This is a genomic window from Corynebacterium vitaeruminis, assembly GCF_001054325.1.
GTDB classification, from domain to species: domain Bacteria; phylum Actinomycetota; class Actinomycetes; order Mycobacteriales; family Mycobacteriaceae; genus Corynebacterium; species Corynebacterium vitaeruminis_A.
In genome coordinates this window covers 12,051-31,610 of the sequence record NZ_JVVM01000025.1, presented here as the reverse complement: position 1 = coordinate 31,610, position 19,560 = coordinate 12,051, and the positions used below count along the sequence as shown (strand labels likewise).

Here is a 19,560-nt window from a genome sequence, read left to right as displayed (position 1 = left end):
CGCCTCCTGGTCAACGTGATAATCAACCACCGACGGACCAAATATCGCTTCCAATCGCATTGAAGCAAGTCTCTTGTAGCCGGTGTTCACGTATTAGAGGGCTTGCGCGGTGGAAAAGTTCCGAAGAAGGCGCACCAGATTCCCGAAAGCCATCTGCATCAGGCACAAACAGAAAACCCCGCCACAGAAAACACTTGCGTGTTTCCCGCGGCGGGGTTCTCGTCGTAAAGCCCTAGCTGAGTGCTCAGCTATCGGGTCTTACTTAGCCTTCTCGACGATCTCGAGCAGGCGGTAGTGCTTGTCCTTGGAGAGCGGACGGCACTCTTCGATGCGGACGCGGTCGCCCACGCCAGCCTCTTCGTTCTCGTCGTGCGCCTTGACCTTAGAGTTCGTGCGCATGATCTTGCCGTACAGGGCGTGCTGCTTGCGGTCCTCGAGCTCGACAACGATGGTCTTCTGCATCTTGTCGGACACGACGTAACCGGTGCGCACCTTACGTGCGCCAGCCTCGGTGGTGTTCATGTTTTCCTCACTCATGCTGCATCACCATCGGTTGGTGCAGCAGACAGGCCGAGCTCGCGCTCGCGCATAACGGTGTAAATGCGAGCAATATCCTTGCGGACAGTGCGGAGACGGCGGTTGTTGGTCAGCTGACCGGTAGCGCTCTGGAAACGGAGGTTGAACAGCTCCTCCTTAGACTCCTTGAGCTTGGCAACCAGGTCATCGTTATCCAGCGAGCGAAGCTCGTGGGCGGGAATGCCGTTCGACATCAGTACTGATCCTCCTTCCGAACGATTCGGGTCTTAATCGGCAGCTTAGCGCCTGCGCGCTTCAGTGCCTCGACAGCAACTGCCTCGTCCGGGTAAGACATCTCGAACATGATGCGACCCGGCTTGACGTTTGCGATCCACTTCTCGACCGGGCCCTTACCGGAACCCATACGAACACCCAGAGGCTTCTGGGTCAGCGGACGGTCCGGGAAAATCTGGATCCAGACCTTACCACCACGCTTGACGTGGCGGTTGATGGCAATACGCGCTGCCTCAATCTGACGGTTGGTGATGTAGGCCGGCTCGAGAGCCTGGAGACCGTAGTCACCGAAGGTCACCTTGTTGCCGCCCTTGGACATACCAGAACGGGTCGGGCGGTGCTGGCGACGGAACTTAACGCGCTTCGGGATGAGCATGAATTAGCCCTCCTTCTTCTCAGATGCACGCTGACGACGCTTGCCACCGCGACGCGGGCGGTCGTTGCCGCGACGCTGGCGGTCGTTGCCGGCGTTGATCTCGGACTCGCGACGGCCACCGATCACGTCACCCTTGTAGATCCACACCTTGACGCCGATGCGGCCGAAGGTGGTGTGAGCCTCGTGGGTGCCGTAGTCGATCTCCGCACGCAGGGTGTGCAGCGGAACGCGACCCTCGTGGTAGCGCTCGGTGCGGCCCATCTCGGCACCGCCGAGACGACCGGAGCAGACAACCTTGATGCCCTTGACGTGCGGCTGGCGCATTGCAGACTGAATAGCCTTGCGCATTGCACGGCGGAAAGCGACACGGTTGGCGAGCTGCTCAGCGATGGACTGAGCGACCAGCTTGGCATCCGCGTCAATATTCTTGACCTCGAGGATGTTCAGCTGAACCTGCTTGCCGGTGAGCTTCTCGAGCTGGCCGCGGATGCGGTCAGCCTCGGAGCCACGGCGACCGATGACGATGCCCGGGCGAGCGGTGTGGATGTCCACACGCACGCGGTCACGGGTGCGCTCGATGACAACATCGGAGATGCCGGCGCGCTCAAGACCGGTGGACAGCAGATCGCGGATCTTGATGTCCTCGGCCAGGTAGTCAGCGTACTGCTTGTCGGCGTACCAGCGGGACTTCCAGTCGCTGGAAATACCGAGGCGAAGACCGTGTGGATGGATCTTCTGTCCCACTATCGGTCACCTTCCTTCTGGCTCTCGACGACCACGGTGATGTGGCTGGTGTGCTTGCGGACGTGGAAAGCACGGCCCTGCGCACGCGGGCGGAAGCGCTTCATGGTCGGTCCCTCGTTGGCGTAAGCCTCGGAGATGACCAGAGTACGACGGTCCAGGCCGAAGTTGTTCTCAGCGTTTGCAGCTGCAGACGCAACAACCTTGGCAACCGGATCGGCAGCACCCTGCGGAGCGTACTCCAGGATGTTCAGTGCCTCGTCGACGGACTTACCGCGAACGGTGTCCAGGACGCGACGTGCCTTCATCGGAGTAACGCGGACGAAGCGCGCGGTTGCGCGTGCAGAAGTAATGTCGTTGCTCATGGCTTATCGACGTCCCTTCTTATCATCCTTGACGTGACCCTTGAAGGTCTTGGTCGGGGCGAATTCGCCCAACTTGTGGCCGACCATAGAGTCATCCACGAACACCGGCACGTGCTTGCGACCGTCGTGAACGGCGAAGGTGTGGCCGATGAAATCGGGGAGAATCGTGGAGCGGCGAGACCAGGTCTTGATGACCTGCTTGGTGCCCTTCTCGTTCTGTGCATCGACCTTCGCGAGGAGGTGCTCATCGACGAACGGGCCCTTCTTAAGGCTGCGTGGCATTCTCAGTTCCCTCCTTAGCGCTTCTTATTCTTGTTGGTACGACGGCGGCGAACGATCAGCTGGTCGCTCGGGCGGTTCGGCTTACGGGTGCGAACTTCCTTCTTGCCCCACGGGGACACCGGGTGGCGACCACCGGAGGTCTTACCCTCACCACCACCGTGCGGGTGGTCAACCGGGTTCATGACAACACCGCGGACAGTCGGTCGCCAGCCCTTCCAGCGCATACGGCCGGCCTTGCCCCAGCGGATGTTGATCTGATCCTGGTTTCCGACCTCACCGACGGTTGCACGGCAACGTGCGTCGACGCGACGAATCTCGGAAGACGGCATACGCAGGACTGCGTACTTGCCTTCCTTACCCAGAAGCTGAATAGAAGCGCCAGCGGAACGTGCCAGCTGTGCACCAGCACCCGGCTTGAGCTCCACGCAGTGAATGGTGGAACCGGTCGGGATGTTTCGCAGCGGCAGGTTGTTACCAACCTTGATGTCGGCGTTTGCGCCGGACTCAACGATGGCACCCTGCTTCAGGTTCTTCGGGGCGATGATGTAGCGCTTCTCACCGTCTGCGTAGTGCAGCAGTGCGATGTTGGCGGTACGGTTCGGGTCGTACTCGATGTGAGCGACCTTTGCCGGAATGCCGTCCTTGTCATTACGACGGAAGTCGATGACACGGTACTGGCGCTTGTGTCCGCCACCCTTGTGGCGAGTGGTGATGTGACCGTGAACGTTACGGCCACCGGTCTTCGACAGCGGGCGCAGCAGAGACTTCTCAGGAGTCGAGCGAGTAACCTCGCTGAACTCGGAGACGGAGCTCTGGCGGCGACCCGGCGTAGTCGGCTTGTACTTACGAATAGCCATACTTTTGCTCTTCCTTAACTTCCTCGTCGGCTAGCGGCTAGGCTGCCGAACCGCCGAAGATGTCGATGGGATCGCTGCCGGCCGCGAGAGTCACGTAGGCGCGCTTGGTGTCCTTGCGCTTGCCGTAGCCGGTGCGGGAACGCTTGCGCTTGCCCTCACGGTTGAGGGTGTTGACGGAAGCGACCTTGACACCGAAAATCTCCTGGACCGCGATCTTGATCTGGGTCTTGTTAGCGTCGGTGTGGACCAGGAACGTGTACACGCCCTGCTCCATCAGTCCGTAGGACTTCTCAGACACTACCGGTGCAACGATGATGTCGCGGGGATCTGCGATGGTAGCCATTACTTCTCCTCCTTACCGGCGGTGCGAGCGATGAAGTCATTCAGTGCCTGGACGGCGAAGATAACGTCATCGGCCTTCAGAACGTCGTAGGTGTTCAGCTGATCCTGGGACAGGATGTGGACACCTGGCAGGTTACGAACCGACTTCCACGAGTTGATGTCCTCGCGAGGCAGAACGACGAGCACGTTGCGGCGCTCGGTCAAACGCTCGACGAAAGTGCGAGCAGCCTTGGTGGACGGGGTCTGGCCTGGGACCAGTTCCTCGACAACGTGGATGCGGTCGTGGCGAGCACGGTCAGAGAGTGCGCCGCGCAGAGCAGCTGCAACCATCTTCTTCGGGGTGCGCTGGCTGTAGTCGCGCGGCACCGGACCGTGGACAATGCCACCGCCGGTCCACTGCGGAGCACGAATCGAACCCTGACGGGCGCGACCGGTACCCTTCTGGCGCCACGGCTTGCGGCCACCGCCGCGAACCTCGCCGCGACCCTTGACCTTGTGGGTGCCCTGGCGAGCTGCTGCACGCTGTGCGACAACAACCTGGTGCATCAGGGCGATGGACACCTCCGCGTCAAACACGGAAGCAGGAAGCTCAACCGAACCGTTCACGCCGCCTTCAGCGGTGTGTACGTCTAGCTTGAGGTTGGTCATGCGTGAGCACCACCCTTCGTGGCAGTCTTAACAACCAGCAGGCCGCCGCGTGCACCCGGAACTGCGCCCTTGATGAGCAGCAGGTTCGCGTCAGCGTCAACCTTCTGGATCTTCAGGTTCTGGGTCGTGACCCGGTCGTTACCCATGCGGCCTGCCATGCGCTTGCCCTTGAACACGCGTCCTGGCGTGGCGCAGGCGCCAATGCCACCAACACGACGGTGAGCAGCCTGGTTACCGTGAGCAGCACCCTGGCCAGCAAAGCCGTGGCGCTTCATACCACCGGCAAAGCCGTGGCCCTTGGAGGTGCCAGTGACGTCGACGTACTCAATCTCGCCGAAGATATCGACACCAACGGTCTGGCCGACCTCGTAAGAGGACGCGTCCGGGGTGCGAATCTCAACGCTGTGACGACGCGGGGTCACGCCGGCCTTCTTGAAGTGGCCGGCCTCCGGCTTGTTGACCTTACGCGGGTCAATTTCGCCGTATGCAATCTGGACGGCGTCGTAGCCGTCGGTTTCCTTAGTGCGCACCTGAGTCACTACGCACGGCCCAGCCTCAACGACGGTAACCGGAACAACGCGGTTCTCCTCGTCGAAGATCTGAGTCATACCGAGCTTCGTGCCCAGGATGCCCTTGATCTCGTTTTCACTCATTTATCTTGTCTCCGCTACCAAAAGTCCAGGATCACTGAATGTTCACATCGACACTTGCCGGAAGGTCAATGCGCATAAGTGCATCGACGGTCTTCGGCGTTGGATCGAGAATGTCGATCAGACGCTTGTGAGTGCGCATCTCGAAGTGCTCGCGCGAGTCCTTGTACTTGTGCGGCGAACGGATAACGCAGTAAACGTTCTTTTCGGTTGGCAACGGCACCGGGCCAACGACACGTGCACCCGTGCGGGTAACGGTCTCCACGATCTTTCGCGCAGAAGCGTCGATAGCCTCGTGGTCGTAGGCCTTGAGCCTGATGCGGATCTTCTGTCCGGCCACGCTTGTCCTCTCCTCGGTCGGCGCGCCCCAACTAAAGGGGCGTCGACCCTGTCAATGTTTCTCGACGCCGTCAGCAACTATGGCCAGCGCCAGAAATCAAAACTGGGTTGTGCATTACTTCAAAGCGATTTCGTCTTCGATCGTCATGGCAAATCAACTTTGGCCATGACCCGAGCGGACGACAACGCATCTGCACTCAAATCCCAGTGGAAAACAAGTCCCCCTCGTGGGGCTCTTTATTTTGCCTACTGCCGCTGTTAATTTGCCATGCCACCTCCGACCCCCGCGGTCGGGCGTGTCGCCCGATTCTCCCGTGAGGCACGATTGGGAATTTACTTCCCTACGTGGTCATGCTCGCCTTACCATAGGCGTCATATCCAATTTTGCACTGGTTCCCTGCTGGGCCTGATACAACAACTGGCACAAACGCCTTTGTTAAAGCAACCTCCGTATTAAAACACGTCCACACCGCGAATGTAAAATCACGCCCCAAAGTGCAGCGCACATCACACTCATTACAGCACCGCCCGCTTAACGACGGCCGTCGCGCTGAGCCCTACCCCGGCTATGAGGTGACCACACGTATTGTTCACTGGCGACCGCGAAATGCCCCACAAAGACGAAAAATCCCGACTACCGCTTACGCGGAGTCGGGATTCTTCTACGACCTAGTTAAGGCATTCCCTGTAGGGGAAAAGACCTTACTTAACGATCTTGGTGACGCGGCCAGCGCCGACGGTGCGGCCACCCTCACGGATAGCGAAACGCAGGCCCTCGTCCATTGCGACCGGCTGGATCAGCTTGACAGCCATGTCAACGTTGTCGCCCGGCATAACCATCTCGGTGCCCTCCGGCAGGGAAACGACGCCGGTGACGTCGGTGGTGCGGAAGTAGAACTGCGGACGGTAGTTGTCGAAGAACGGGGTGTGACGGCCGCCCTCATCCTTGGCCAGGATGTAGACGGAGCCCTCGAACTCGGTGTGCGGGGTGTAAGCGCCCGGCTTAGCAACAATCTGACCGCGCTCGATGTCCTCGCGCTTGATACCGCGGAGCAGCAGACCACAGTTGTCGCCAGCCTCAGCGGAATCCAGCAGCTTGCGGAACATCTCGATACCAGTAACGGTGGTCTTCTGGGACTTCTCCTTGATGCCCAGAATCTCGACCTCATCGTTAACGTTCAGAACGCCGCGCTCAACACGACCGGTAGCAACAGTACCGCGACCGGTAATGGTGAAGATGTCCTCAATCGGCATCAGGAACGGCTTGTCGGTCTCGCGAACCGGATCCGGGATGTTCTCGTCGCAGGCATCCATCAGCTCGAGGATGGAGTTGACCCACTTCTCTTCGCCCTCAAGAGCCTTCAGAGCGGAGATGTGGACAATCGGAGCTTCCTCGTCGTAGTCCTGCTCAGCCAGAAGCTCGCGGACCTCCATCTCGACGAGCTCAATGATCTCTTCGTCGTCGACCATGTCGCACTTGTTCAGTGCAACGAGGATGTACGGAACGCCAACCTGGCGAGCCAGCAGAACGTGCTCGCGGGTCTGCGGCATCGGGCCGTCAGTAGCAGCGACAACCAGGATGGCGCCGTCCATCTGAGCAGCACCGGTAATCATGTTCTTGATGTAGTCGGCGTGGCCCGGGGCATCGACGTGAGCGTAGTGGCGCTTCTCCGTCTGGTACTCAACGTGGGAAACGTTGATGGTAATGCCACGTTCCTTCTCTTCCGGTGCCTTATCGATGGCATCGTAAGCGAACGACTCGTTCAGTTCCGGGTACTTGTCAGCCAGAACCTTGGTGATAGCGGCGGTAGTGGTGGTCTTACCGTGGTCAACGTGACCAATGGTACCGATGTTGACGTGCGGCTTCGTACGCTCGAACTTCGCCTTTGCCACTTTTAGTCCTCCTGGAGGTCTAGGTGGCCACGACTCTCGCAGCCACAATTTTGTGGTCACTCAATCCGCCTTCGCAGCCTGCGACACCTTCAAGCTGTCAGCTAAAGGAAACGCAATGCGCGCGCAAATGAGCACTATTCTTTCACTGTGCCAGTTACTCGATACTAGGGCAGGATACTGGACTTTTCCAAACCAGACCAACCCCCTAGTTAAGGGTGGGTAACGGCCAGCAACTCACATCGTCATCTACCTGCGTAAATACTGCGGGCGCGAACGAGAAACTAAATCAACTTAACGATATGAATTGCGAGCAGTTACCCCCAAGAGCTCGGCTGTGCTAACACGACCAATCCATCAGGCATTGCGAAAGCACAGTCCAGGTTCAGGGGAATCTGCTGTTACACAGCTCTGCGCGTCGCCGTTATCTATAACGGGCGACGCTAGCAGCACCAGGTGAAGTCGCGGCTCAGAGCGCGACCCCACCCTAAAGGCGCTATTAAGCGCCAGTACGGGCTGCGATGATCTCCTCAGCCACGGAGGACGGTACCTCAGCGTAGGAGTCAAAGATCATGGTGTAGTTAGCGCGACCCTGAGTCTTCGAACGCAGGTCACCGACGTAACCGAACATCTCGGACAGCGGAACCAGCGCCTTGACAGCCTTGACACCGGTGCGGTCTTCCATGGAGTTGACCTGGCCACGACGGGAGTTGATGTCACCGATGACCTCACCCATGTACTCTTCCGGAGTAATGACCTCTACGGCCATCATCGGCTCGAGCAGCACCGGCTTTGCCTTCTGGACAGCTTCCTTCAGAGCCTGCTGACCGGCAATCTTGAAGGCCATCTCAGAGGAGTCGACCTCGTGGTAAGCACCGTCGAGCAGGGTTGCCTGGATGTTCACCAGCGGGTAGCCAGCGAGGGTACCGTACTGCATTGCGTCCTGAATACCAGCGTCGACAGACGGGATGTATTCCTTCGGAACGCGGCCACCGGTGACCTCGTTGACGAACTTGTAGGCGGTGGACTCGCCCTCTTCAACCTCGTCGGCAGACGGGGAGTACGGCTCCAGAGCGATGATGACGCGGGCGAACTGACCCGAACCACCGGTCTGCTTCTTGTGGGTGTATTCGAACTTCTCGACCGGCTTGCGGATGGTCTCGCGGTAGGCAACCTGCGGGTTACCAATGTTTGCCTCGACCTTGAACTCGCGCTTCATACGGTCAACCAGGACGTCGAGGTGAAGCTCACCCATACCGCCGATGACCGTCTGGCCCGTTTCCTCATCCAGGTGAACGGTGAAGGTCGGATCCTCTTCAGCCAGACGCTGAATTGCGGTACCCAGCTTCTCCTGGTCAGCCTTGGACTTCGGCTCAATAGCGACGGAGATAACCGGATCCGGGAACGTCATGGACTCCAAAACAACCGGAGCGTCCTGTGCACAGAGGGTGTCACCAGTGGTGGTGTCCTTCAGACCGATGAAGGCGTAAATGTTACCTGCCACTGCCTCGTCAACAGGGTTTTCCTTGTTGGCGTGCATCTGGAACAGCTTACCGACGCGCTCCTTCTTGTCCTTGGTGGAGTTCAGAACCTGCTGGCCCGGCTCCACACGACCGGAGTAGACGCGAACGAAGGTCAGCTTACCGAAGAACGGGTGAGCAGCAATCTTGAATGCGAGAGCAGAGAACGGCTCATCCTTGGCCGGCTTGCGAACCATCTCGACGGTCTCGTCACCCATCTGGTGACCGTGAACCTCACCGATGTCCAGCGGAGTCGGCAGGAAGTCGATGACAGCGTCGAGCAGCGGCTCAACACCCTTGTTCTTGTAGGCGGTACCACAGTAGACCGGGTAGACCTCAGAGTTCAGGACCATCTTGCGGATAGCGCCCTTGATCTCATCCATGGTCAGCTCTTCGCCGCCGAAGTACTTCTCCATGAGCTCTTCGTCGGACTCAGCGACGGTTTCAATGAGCTTCTCGCGGTACTCGTTAGCCTTGTCGACCAGGTCAGCCGGAATCTCCTCAACCTGCGGCGGGGTGCCGATCTCGACCTTGCCCGGCCACATGAGAGCCTTCATCTCCAGCAGGTCAACAACGCCGTCGAAGTCATCCTCAGCACCAATCGGCAGCTGCATAACCAACGGCTTAGCGCCGAGGCGATCGACGATGGTGCCCACGGTGTAGTAGAAGTCAGCGCCCAGCTTGTCCATCTTGTTGACGAAGCAAATACGCGGGACGTCGTACTTCTGAGCCTGACGCCAAACCTGCTCGGACTGCGGCTCGACACCTTCCTTACCGTCGAAGACTGCGATAGCACCGTCGAGCACACGCAGGGAACGCTCAACCTCAACGGTGAAGTCGACGTGACCCGGGGTATCGATGATGTTGATCTGGTTGTCGTTCCAGAAACAGGTCACAGCAGCGGAGGTAATGGTGATACCGCGCTCCTTCTCCTGCTCCATCCAGTCGGTGGTAGCGCCACCATCGTGAGTCTCGCCGACCTTGCGGTTAATACCCGTGTAGTACAGGATGCGCTCGGTCGTAGTCGTCTTACCAGCATCGATGTGCGCCATGATGCCGATGTTGCGGACCTTGTGGAGGTCCTTCTTAACGGGAAGTGCACCTTCAGCCACTTGATTCCCCACTCGTTTCAAATCGGTTTGGCGGTGAGACTCAATTACGGGATTGCAATTGGCCGTCAAATCCGCCGTCGGTCGGGTTTGCTTTATCTATAATGCCACCGTCTTGGCGCGAAGTCGCGCCGTGACGTACACCTATTGCGTAAATTTTACGCAAGACATCGGGTGTGAGCGTCGGGCTGGCCCCTATTAAGTGACCCTTAAAGATCTGTGGACCGCGACCGACGCGCGCCATTGCCATACCGGCAGCTGCTTTACGACGGCGACCACTCGCGGCCCCCGTCGATAAGCGATTACCAGCGGTAGTGAGCGAATGCGCGGTTTGCTTCCGCCATCTTGTGAGTGTCCTCACGACGCTTGACGGATGCACCCAGGCCGTTGGATGCATCGAGGATCTCGTTAGCGAGACGCTCGGTCATGGTGTTCTCACGGCGCTGACGGGAGAACATCAGCAGCCAGCGCAGTGCGAGGGTGGTGCCGCGGCCCGGACGAACCTCGACCGGAACCTGGTAGGTGGCGCCACCGACACGACGGGAACGAACCTCGAGAGCCGGCTTGACGTTCTCGATAGCGCGCTTCAGAGTCAGCACCGGGTCAGTACCGGTCTTCTCTTCGCACAGCTCGAGAGCACCGTAGACGATGCGCTCTGCGGTCGACTTCTTACCGTCGACCAGAACCTTGTTGACCAGCTGCGACACCAGAGGGGAGCCGTAGACCGGGTCGTTGACGACAGGACGCTTCTGTACTGGGCCCTTACGTGGCATGGCTTACTTCTCCTTCTTTGCGCCGTAGCGGGAACGAGCCTGCTTGCGGTCCTTGACACCCTGGGTGTCGAGGGAACCACGGACGATCTTGTAGCGGACACCCGGGAGGTCCTTAACACGACCACCGCGAACGAGCACCATGGAGTGCTCCTGCAGGTTGTGGCCCTCACCCGGAATGTAAGCCGAAACCTCGATACCGGAGGTCAGGCGAACACGAGCGACCTTACGAAGAGCCGAGTTCGGCTTCTTCGGGGTGGTGGTGTAAACACGGGTGCAAACGCCGCGGCGCTGAGGGGAACCCTTCAGAGCTGCGGTTGCAACCTTAGCCTTCTTGTCATGGCGGCCCTTGCGGACCAGCTGCTGAATAGTGGGCATGAAGCCTCTTTCTGTCTTCAATCCTCGCTGGAGATTCTCACGCCCGATGCCAACCGCAGCGGAGTAACCACCTTCCGTGTGAATACATCACAAGAAAAGTTATTACTCATCCAGTGGTGAGCCCATCGACTGAACGCGAGAAATGGAGGGATTTTGAACGTGCGAAACCCAGTCAGCCGCTCTCGCTGGCCTACTGGGTAATGTTTCAAGTTCCCAATTCTTTTCTGGGATCGTTGTATAACAGTACGCGAGCTGCGGATTTACTCCAAACACCCTGGTAACAGCGCAAAAATTTCAGCCACTTTGAGTGCAACTCCGGTTTGCGACCAAATTTTCGTCGTAAGGCGCGGCGCGCCTCACCCCATAACCTCTTGCGCCACTGGAGCCTCTAATCCTCCCACCACTGTCGCTCGGGGACATCGCCGCGGGAGCCGTCAGGAAGCAACTTGACTCCTAGCACCTGATGCAGCTGGATGGCGTTGCCACGGAAATTGTATTCCGAGCCGGCCATGTACATGCCCCACAACTTCGCCGTCTGTTCCCCGACGAGCTCAACTGCCTTATCCCAGTCGTTCTCCAGGTTTTCGCACCAGTCGTTGAGAGTGCGAGCATAGTCAAAGCGAAGGTTCTGCTGATCGACCATCTCGAATCCCTGGTCCTGCATGGCATGCATGATTGTGCCAACGCCAGTGAGCTCGCCGTCCGGGAAGATGTAGCGATCAATGAAGGTGCCCTTGCGGGTGCGGTGATTATCCCAGTAAGTAATGCAATGGTTGAGCATCAAACCGCCCTCCTTCAGCTTTCCGTAAAGGAAACCAAAGAAGCTCGGGTAGTTCTTAACGCCAATATGCTCCAGGATGCCAATCGCAGAGATGGCATCGAAGTTCTGCTCGGCGACATCTCGGTAATCCTGGAAGCGCACCTCAGCCAGATCCTCGAGACCTTCTTCCTTGATCTTTGCCTGTGCCCACTCTGCCTGCTGTTCGGAGAGAGTCACACCAATCGCCTTCACTCCGCGCCTAGCTGCATAGAGGACCATGCCACCCCAACCGCAGCCGACGTCGAGAAGCCGGTCGCCTTCCTTCAGACGCAACTTATCGAACACCAGGCGATACTTGTTCTCTTGAGCCTCTTCAAGCGTGGAGTCTTCATTCGGATAGTACGCACAGGTGTACGTCATCGACGGGCCGAGTAGGAACTCATAAAATTCATTACTCACGTCGTAATGCGAAGAGATTGACTCTGCGTCGCGTTCCTTAGAATGGCGAGCCAAACCGTTGTGCAGGCGCTTCTTCCACCATGCGGTGCGCTCGATCTCCGGGATTTCAGGAACATATGGCAGCCCCATCGCTCGTAACGAGCGGACGACCTTTGCCAAAGTTGCAGCAGGTGGAACCTCGAATTGATCATGCAAGTCCATCAACGCCCCGAAGGCCTCGATGGGGTGCCCGAGGCTCACGCGGGTCAGTTCCAGTTCACCGGTAACGAATGCGCGTCCAAAGCCGACATCGTCACGCAGGTGGGTCACGATGTAATTCAAAGCGTCGCGCGAGCGTACATTGATGCCAACTTTCGCATCCGCCGGACCTGCAGCCGAACCGTCGAAAGCAGTCAAACGCAGCGGCAGTGGCTTTTCCGAAGTATCGATGAAGGCCTCGAAGATCTCTGCAACAGTCATTGGAGTAAACGCCATGATGAGTCCTTATCTGTGAAAGATGTGGCTAAGTGATCTGTTTTTGATTTAGACGTCAGCGCAGGGTTAAACACTCGGCACTGCGATTGAGTTAAGCGCCAGCAACGGTCTTGTCATAAAGGCGCGGGAACCGCGAGTTGGGATCGTAGATTTCCTTGAGCTCGTCGGGCAGACCGCCTCCATAGAGCTCTTCAAACTGCTCCGAAGAGTAGAAAGCTTCGGAATACAGTGACTTATGACCACCCAATTCACTGACCTTTTCCTCGATGACCCGGTTAAAGGCACCGGGACGCGAATCGCCGGGCACCAAATTGATTGGCACTGCTGACCAGAACCCCACGTTGACCCAGGTGGTCTCGGGATCAAGCGGATAGAGGGGCCACGGGCTGTCGCTATCGGCCAATTTGTCACCGCTACCAATCAGATCCTCTGAACCTTCCCGAAGGTGGATTGGGCACATCCACACGGGCTGAATATCGCAAGCTTCGAAGAACCAATCCAAAAACTCAGCCAGTCGGTCGACAGTGACTTCGATATCTTGAACGACGCGCTCGTTAGCTGGCAGCCCCTTCCGAGCCTTCATCTTGTTCTCAAGGTCATATTTCTTATCGAGGCCAACCAGCTTCCAATAGAAAGACGAACGCTTGAGCTCTCGCGGCCACATAGCCCGCACTGTTGGATTCTGGGTCCCAAAAGCCCTGGAGCACCAGAACCAGTCAACGTCCCAGCGCCAGATGTAATCGCGAATGGTGAGACGATCTCGGGTAATTCCCGATGGATGCTGGAGCGAGCGGTAGTAAACCTTGTCCCGGGTGTAGTCCGAGACAGGACCTTCTTCCTCCGTCTTACGGCCGAGCACAAGGTAGATTTCTTCCGGCGAAAACGCCACACCATCAAGAAAATCAACGGGTTCGCCTTGGTATTCCTTCTCGGCGACAACGGCTGCGAGGTTTTCAGCCGCCTCTGTTGTGGAGTGGCATCGCACGTGCCGGAGTTCAACGTACGGCAGTACCTCTTCCAGTTCGATCTTCAGTCTCACGACGTATCCGAGCGACCCATACGAATTAGGAAAGCCACGGAACAGGTCCACATTCTCAGTGCGAGAGCAGGTCACAATCTCGCCAGTGCCGGTCAGAATATCCATTTCCAGAACCGACTCATGCGGCAGACCATTGCGAAACGCTGTGGACTCTACGCCCATGCCTGTGACAGCTCCGCCGAGCGTAATCGTCTTCAGTTCAGGGATTACAAAGGGCATGAGCTCATAGCGCAAGGTGGCATCCACCAAGTCTTCGTACGTGCACATTCCCTGCACATCCGCAGTCTTTGCAACAGGATCAACGGCTACTACCCCACCGAGACCACTGACATCAAGGCCAGGGATATCGGTTTCACTGCGGGTCCGAAAAAGGTTCGATGTTCGCTTCGCCAACCGCACTCGCTTATCGACGGGAATAGATTGAAAACTCTCCAGGAGTTTCTGCACGCCCTGCTCATGCGCATACCAGCCCACCGGTTCAACACAGACCTGGTCAATTCCTCGCCCCGGTGCCAGCTTCGCTGCCGCGGCAGTGAGCTTTCCGGCTAGACGAGGGACAGTGCCAACACCAGGAATCTGTTGATGAGCCATGAAAGCTACCGTAACCGCAGGTCTTGGGTGACTTCTATGCAAGTTGACGAATAGTTTTTCGCATCTTCGTGGGAAGTCACCAAACTTTCCGTTCTCCGTGGAGAGCAATTCATCGCCTGAAAAGGGGATTTACCTCTATATCTATAACTTGCTATGGGTAGCCTTAGTGTCCAGTCGTCTTACCCTTTAAAAGGGGTGGCGACCGAATGCGGTATGAAACAGAATTTCGTCATGTTCACTGCGGGCGAATACTGATTCATTGCCTACACCCCATTGTCGGCGTATAGGTGGGGACATGTCTAAGAAGGTTATTGTCATTGGCGGCCACGGCAAGGTAGCACAAATCGCTACTCCCCTACTTATCAACGAAGGCTACGAAGTCACTTCGGTTATTCGTAACCCCGACCAGGTTCCCGATATCGAAGCTCTCGGTGCCACACCAGCCGTTTACGACATCACCAATCTCTCGACAGAGCAGTTTGCAGACCTACTCAGCGGTCACGATGCCGTAATTTGGTCTGCCGGCGCTGGCGGTGGTTCGCCAGAACGGACTTACGCTATCGACCGCGATGCCGCTATTACTTCAATCGGTGCGGCCGAGAAGGCTGGCGTTAAGCGCTACGTCATGGTGTCCTACTTTGGCGCTGGTCCGGATCACGGTGTTCCAAAGGATCACAGCTTCTTCGCCTATGCCGAATCCAAGGCCGCAGCCGACGAAGCTCTGCGCGCCTCAGACCTCGAATGGACCATTCTCGGCCCAAGCACGCTTACCCTTGATAAGGGACAGGATTCCATCGACACTGCTGCAACTAAGGCAGGCAAGGTCGCTCGCGCGACCGTCGCCAACGTCATCGCTCAGACTGTATTCAACGACGCCACCGTTGGTCGGATGATCAACTTCAACGAGGGCAACGCCCCGATTTCGGAGGCACTAAAAGCGTAAACGGCTGCGGCGGTCAGTGTAGCCACGGACTGCCAGCGACTTCGTACAAAGCAAAATCCTCCGGCACGACCGTGACGAACTAGCAAGCTGCTAGTAAGCCACTACTGTGCCGGAGGATTTTTCCGGTTGCCACCTGACAGCTAGCGCACTAAGCCCCAACTGCCAGGCGTGGTGCTTTGTCCGACAGCAGCCGGGGAATTCTCCCGCTCCCCAGCCGCGGCCGCAAAGCTATTCATTTTTACTCGAAGGTTCCGATGTCATCCAGCGGAACTGCGGAACCGACCTGGTCGATACCGTAGGTGTCCTCCGCGCCATAGAAACCCTCACCGAAGGAGGCGAATGGGGCGGCTGCCTGGCGGGCAGCTTCCTCAGTCGGCTCAACCGTGATGTTGCGGTAGCGCGAGATACCCGTACCAGCCGGGATCAGCTTACCGATGATCACGTTCTCCTTCAGACCGATGAGCTTATCCGAGCGCTTGTTGATAGCGGCGTCGGTAAGCACACGCGTTGTCTCCTGGAAGGAGGCGGCGGACAGCCAGGACTCGGTGGCCAGCGATGCCTTGGTGATACCCATCAGCACACGACGACCCTCGATGACGCTGCCACCAGAGGCAACAATCTCTCGGTTCTTGGCCATAACCGTGGAACGCTCGACCAGCGCACCCGGCAGCAGGTCGGAGTCGCCCGGCTTGGACACAATCACGCGACGCAGCATCTGGCTGACAATAACCTCGATGTGCTTGTCGTGAATGGCCACACCCTGGTCACGGTAGACCGACTGGACTTCCTCAATGAGGTGACGCTGGACGCCACGGCGGCCCAGTACTTCAAGGACCTCGTGCGGATCGGCAGCACCCTTGAGCAGCTGCTGCCCCTTGACCAGGTGGTCACCATCGCGGATGGCACGACGACGGCCATCGACGGTGATTTCAGCCAGCCCCTGACGCTTGGACAGCTTGTCGTAGACAACCTCGTCCTCGCTGTTTGCATCCGGGATGAGGGTGAGCGTGTAGAAGTGCTCGTCCTCTTCCAGGCGCACGCGGCCGTTCTCGCGGACCAGCGGAGCCTTGTTCTTCGGCACACGGGCCTCGAACAGCTCCTGGACACGCGGCAGACCACCGGTAATGTCGCCACCGACACCACCCTGGTGGAAGGTACGCATGGTCAGCTGGGTACCAGGCTCACCAATGGACTGTGCGGCGACAATACCGACAGCCTCTCCGATGTCGACCAGCTTGCCGGTTGCCATCGAGCGACCGTAGCACTTGGCACAAACACCGGTTGCGGTGGAACAGGTCAGAACCGAGCGGACCTTAACTTCCTTGACACCGTGGCTCAGAGCCAGGGTGATGTGGTCATCGTTCAGGTCGGTGTCAGTCTCGATCAGGACATTGCCCTCAGCGTCGGTGACATCGGCTGCCAGCACACGAGCGATTGCAGCGGTTTCGACGTACTTCGCACGACGAATCTCACCGGTCGGGTTGCCGGTTGCGTCCAGAACATCCTCGCCAATCTCGACAACGACACCGTCGTGGGTGCCACAGTCTTCTTCGCGAACGATGACGTCCTGCGCAACGTCGACCAGACGACGGGTCAGGTAACCCGAGTCAGCGGTACGAAGCGCGGTATCGGCCAGACCCTTACGGGAACCGTGCGAGTTGTTGAAGTACTCGAGAACGGACAGGCCTTCGCGGAAGGAGGTCTTAATTGGGCGGGTGATGTACTCACCACGCGGGTTGGTAACCATGCCCTTCATGCCGGCCAGCGAGTGAATCTGGCCCATGTTACCGGCAGCACCCGACTTCACAATCATCGGAATCGGGTTGTCATCCGGGTACAGAGCCTCGACCTTTTCACCGACCTCAGCCGTCGCGGCCTTCCACAGGTTCACCAGCGACTCGTGACGCTCAGCAGCCGAGAGCTTACCGCGGCGGAACTTCTTCTCCACCGTGGCAGCCTTCTCTTCGTAGCCATTCAGGATCTCACGCTTGTTCGGAAGAACCAGCACGTCAGACATAGCAATGGTGACACCAGAACGGGTAGCCCAGTAGAAGCCAGCATCCTTGAGCTTGTCGACGGTCTGAGCGACCGTAATCATCGGGTACTTGGCAGCCAAGTCGTTGATGATCGCAGCCTGCGGCTTCTTAGCCATAACGCCTTCGACGTATGGGTAATTCCACGGCAGCAGCTCATTGAACATGACGCGACCCAGGGTGGTCGAAGCCAGCCAGGTGTCACCCTTGTTCCAACCGTCCGCGAACTGCTCAGCCTCAATTTCGGCCGGTGGACGCAGGTGGCTGATGCGCACCTTGATTGGGCTCTGCAGACCGATTGCACCGCGGTCGTAAGCCATGATGGCCTCGGCCGGGCTGGTGTAAATACCCTGCTCCGGAGCGTCTTCGGTGGCATCCTGGTGGCCACCCGGAAGCTCCGGCTTCTCCAGCGTCAGGAAGTACAGGCCCGTGACCATATCCAGACGCGGCATAGCCAGCGGCTTACCGGATGCCGGCGACAGAATGTTGTTCGAGGACAGCATCAGCACGCGAGCCTCAGCCTGTGCTTCTGCGGACAGTGGCAGGTGAACTGCCATCTGGTCACCGTCGAAGTCGGCGTTGAAAGCTTCACATGCCAGCGGGTGCAGCTGAATAGCCTTACCCTCAACCAGCACTGGCTCGAAGGCCTGAATACCCAGGCGGTGCAGCGTAGGTGCACGGTTCAGCAGCACCGGGTGTCCGGTAATGACGTCTTCGAGGACGTCCCACACCTCTGGACGCTGACGCTCAACCATACGCTTTGCGCTCTTGATGTTCTGCGCGTAGCTCTTGGCCACGAGCTCCTTCATCACGAACGGCTTGAACAGCTCGAGCGCCATCAGCTTCGGCAGACCACACTGGTGCAGCTTCAGCTGCGGGCCGACGATAATAACCGAACGGCCAGAGTAGTCGACACGCTTACCCAGCAGGTTCTGACGGAAACGACCCTGCTTACCCTTGAGCAGGTCGCTCAGGGACTTCAGCGGGCGGTTACCCGGGCCAGTGACCGGACGGCCGCGACGACCGTTGTCGAACAGTGCGTCAACGGACTCCTGAAGCATGCGCTTCTCGTTGTTGACGATAATCTCCGGAGCGCCGAGGTCAATCATCCGCTTCAGACGGTTGTTGCGGTTGATGACACGACGGTAGAGGTCGTTCAAGTCGGAGGTCGCAAAGCGACCACCGTCGAGCTGCACCATCGGGCGCAGCTCCGGCGGAATCACCGGGATGCAGTCGAGAACCATAGCGGCCGGATCGTTGCCGGACTGCAGGAATGCAGTGACAACCTTCAGGCGCTTGAGGGCACGCATCTTCTTCTGACCCTTGCCGTCGCGAATGATCTCGCGCAGCTCCTCGGCCTCCTTGGCCAGGTCGAAGTTGCGGATCAGGGTCTGAATAGCCTCAGCGCCCATACCGCCGGTGAAGTAGTCCTCGTAGCGGTCGACGAGCTCGGTGTAAATGCCCTCGTCGATAATCATCTGCTTCGGCTCGAGCTTAACGAAGGTGTTCCAAATCTCGTCGAGACGATCCAGCTCGCGCTGGGCACGCTCACGGATGTGGCGCATTTCGCGCTCGGCTGCAGACTGAACCTTCTTGCGGGCATCAGCCTTGGCGCCGGCTGCCTCGAGCTCAGCCAGATCCTCTTCCAGGGTCTGGGCACGCTCGGCCAGTTCCTGGTCGCGATCGTCCTCAACCAGCTTCTTGTCCACGAGCATGTCTGCTTCGAGGGTTTCCTGGTCGTTGTGGCGAGCCTCTTCATCCACGGAGGTGATGATGTTGGCAGCGAAGTAGATGATCTTTTCCAGATCCTTCGGAGCCAGGTCGAGCAGGTAGCCGAGGCGGGACGGTACACCCTTGAAGTACCAGATGTGAGTGACCGGAGCGGCCAGCTCAATGTGGCCCATGCGCTCACGGCGAACCTTCGACTTGGTCACCTCAACGCCACAGCGTTCACAGATGATGCCCTTGAAGCGAACGCGCTTGTACTTACCACAAGCACACTCCCAGTCGCGGGTCGGGCCGAAGATACGCTCACAGAAAAGGCCATCCTTTTCCGGCTTCAGCGTACGGTAGTTAATCGTCTCGGGCTTCTTGACCTCACCGCGAGACCAGCGGCGGATGTCGTCGGCGGTAGCGAGCCCAATCCGGAGCTCGTCAAAGTTGTTGACGTCGAGCACCTGTTTT

19 protein-coding genes are annotated in these 19,560 nt (G+C 58.4%); 1 reads left to right on the top strand and 18 read right to left on the bottom strand.

Annotated features, from left to right (window positions below):
• Positions 1–258: 258 nt before the first annotated feature.
• The 17 genes from rpsQ to ADA16_RS07535 all read right to left on the bottom strand — a co-directional run bounded on the left by rpsQ (position 259) and on the right by ADA16_RS07535 (position 14,400).
• Entirely contained in the window at positions 259–537 is a 279-nt protein-coding gene (gene rpsQ / locus ADA16_RS07615) for a 30S ribosomal protein S17 (RefSeq protein WP_048760623.1), read from the bottom strand.
• Positions 534–770, bottom strand: a complete 237-nt coding sequence (gene rpmC / locus ADA16_RS07610; protein ID WP_005509851.1) for a 50S ribosomal protein L29 — start codon at positions 768–770, stop codon at positions 534–536. The genes rpsQ and rpmC overlap by 4 nt, the downstream gene beginning before the upstream one ends.
• Positions 770–1,186: a 50S ribosomal protein L16 gene (gene rplP / locus ADA16_RS07605; RefSeq protein WP_048760621.1), complete on the bottom strand. Its 417-nt coding sequence runs from the start codon at positions 1,184–1,186 to the stop codon at positions 770–772. Before rplP ends, rpmC begins: the two co-directional genes overlap by 1 nt.
• Before the next feature lie 3 nt (positions 1,187–1,189).
• Positions 1,190–1,930, bottom strand: a complete 741-nt coding sequence (gene rpsC, locus ADA16_RS07600) for a 30S ribosomal protein S3 (protein WP_016422058.1) — start codon at positions 1,928–1,930, stop codon at positions 1,190–1,192.
• Positions 1,930–2,292, bottom strand: coding sequence for a 50S ribosomal protein L22 (rplV, locus tag ADA16_RS07595; protein WP_048760620.1), 363 nt, complete (start codon positions 2,290–2,292; stop codon positions 1,930–1,932). Before rplV ends, rpsC begins: the two co-directional genes overlap by 1 nt.
• 3 nt (positions 2,293–2,295) lie before the next feature.
• Entirely contained in the window at positions 2,296–2,574 is a 279-nt protein-coding gene (gene rpsS / locus ADA16_RS07590) for a 30S ribosomal protein S19 (RefSeq protein ID WP_005509882.1), read from the bottom strand.
• 14 nt (positions 2,575–2,588) lie between these two features.
• A complete protein-coding gene (gene rplB / locus ADA16_RS07585) occupies positions 2,589–3,431 on the bottom strand; it encodes a 50S ribosomal protein L2 (RefSeq protein ID WP_048760619.1) in 843 nt (280 codons plus the stop codon).
• A 37-nt stretch (positions 3,432–3,468) separates the two neighbouring features.
• Entirely contained in the window at positions 3,469–3,774 is a 306-nt protein-coding gene (rplW, locus tag ADA16_RS07580) for a 50S ribosomal protein L23 (protein WP_048760617.1), read from the bottom strand.
• On the bottom strand, positions 3,774–4,421 hold the full coding sequence (gene rplD / locus ADA16_RS07575) for a 50S ribosomal protein L4 (RefSeq protein WP_048760615.1): 648 nt from the start codon (positions 4,419–4,421) through the stop codon (positions 3,774–3,776). Before rplD ends, rplW begins: the two co-directional genes overlap by 1 nt.
• Positions 4,418–5,074, bottom strand: coding sequence for a 50S ribosomal protein L3 (gene rplC / locus ADA16_RS07570; RefSeq protein WP_048760613.1), 657 nt, complete (start codon positions 5,072–5,074; stop codon positions 4,418–4,420). Before rplC ends, rplD begins: the two co-directional genes overlap by 4 nt.
• A 31-nt stretch (positions 5,075–5,105) precedes the next feature.
• Complete coding sequence (rpsJ, locus tag ADA16_RS07565) at positions 5,106–5,411, bottom strand: 30S ribosomal protein S10 (RefSeq protein ID WP_003938093.1); 306 nt, start codon at positions 5,409–5,411, stop codon at positions 5,106–5,108.
• A gap of 701 nt (positions 5,412–6,112) precedes the next feature.
• On the bottom strand, positions 6,113–7,303 hold the full coding sequence (gene tuf, locus ADA16_RS07560) for an elongation factor Tu (RefSeq protein ID WP_048760611.1): 1,191 nt from the start codon (positions 7,301–7,303) through the stop codon (positions 6,113–6,115).
• A 496-nt stretch (positions 7,304–7,799) separates the two neighbouring features.
• A complete protein-coding gene (gene fusA, locus ADA16_RS07555; RefSeq protein ID WP_082150680.1) occupies positions 7,800–9,932 on the bottom strand; it encodes an elongation factor G in 2,133 nt (710 codons plus the stop codon).
• Positions 9,933–10,231: 299 nt separating this feature from the next.
• Positions 10,232–10,702 (bottom strand): 30S ribosomal protein S7, encoded by a 471-nt coding sequence (rpsG, locus tag ADA16_RS07550; protein WP_048760610.1) that lies wholly within the window; start codon positions 10,700–10,702, stop codon positions 10,232–10,234.
• Between the two features lie 3 nt (positions 10,703–10,705).
• On the bottom strand, positions 10,706–11,077 hold the full coding sequence (rpsL, locus tag ADA16_RS07545; protein ID WP_005509887.1) for a 30S ribosomal protein S12: 372 nt from the start codon (positions 11,075–11,077) through the stop codon (positions 10,706–10,708).
• Between the two features lie 388 nt (positions 11,078–11,465).
• Positions 11,466–12,770 (bottom strand): class I SAM-dependent methyltransferase, encoded by a 1,305-nt coding sequence (locus tag ADA16_RS07540; RefSeq protein WP_048760608.1) that lies wholly within the window; start codon positions 12,768–12,770, stop codon positions 11,466–11,468.
• 91 nt (positions 12,771–12,861) lie between these two features.
• Entirely contained in the window at positions 12,862–14,400 is a 1,539-nt protein-coding gene (locus ADA16_RS07535; protein ID WP_048760605.1) for an FAD-binding oxidoreductase, read from the bottom strand.
• Positions 14,401–14,695: 295 nt separating this feature from the next.
• Here ADA16_RS07535 and ADA16_RS07530 point away from each other — a divergent pair, with 295 nt between their 5' ends.
• A complete protein-coding gene (locus ADA16_RS07530; RefSeq protein ID WP_048760604.1) occupies positions 14,696–15,343 on the top strand; it encodes an SDR family oxidoreductase in 648 nt (215 codons plus the stop codon).
• A gap of 238 nt (positions 15,344–15,581) precedes the next feature.
• Here the strand turns inward: ADA16_RS07530 and ADA16_RS07525 are convergent, their stop codons facing one another.
• Complete coding sequence (locus ADA16_RS07525; protein WP_048760602.1) at positions 15,582–19,553, bottom strand: DNA-directed RNA polymerase subunit beta'; 3,972 nt, start codon at positions 19,551–19,553, stop codon at positions 15,582–15,584.
• Positions 19,554–19,560: the final 7 nt, after the last annotated feature.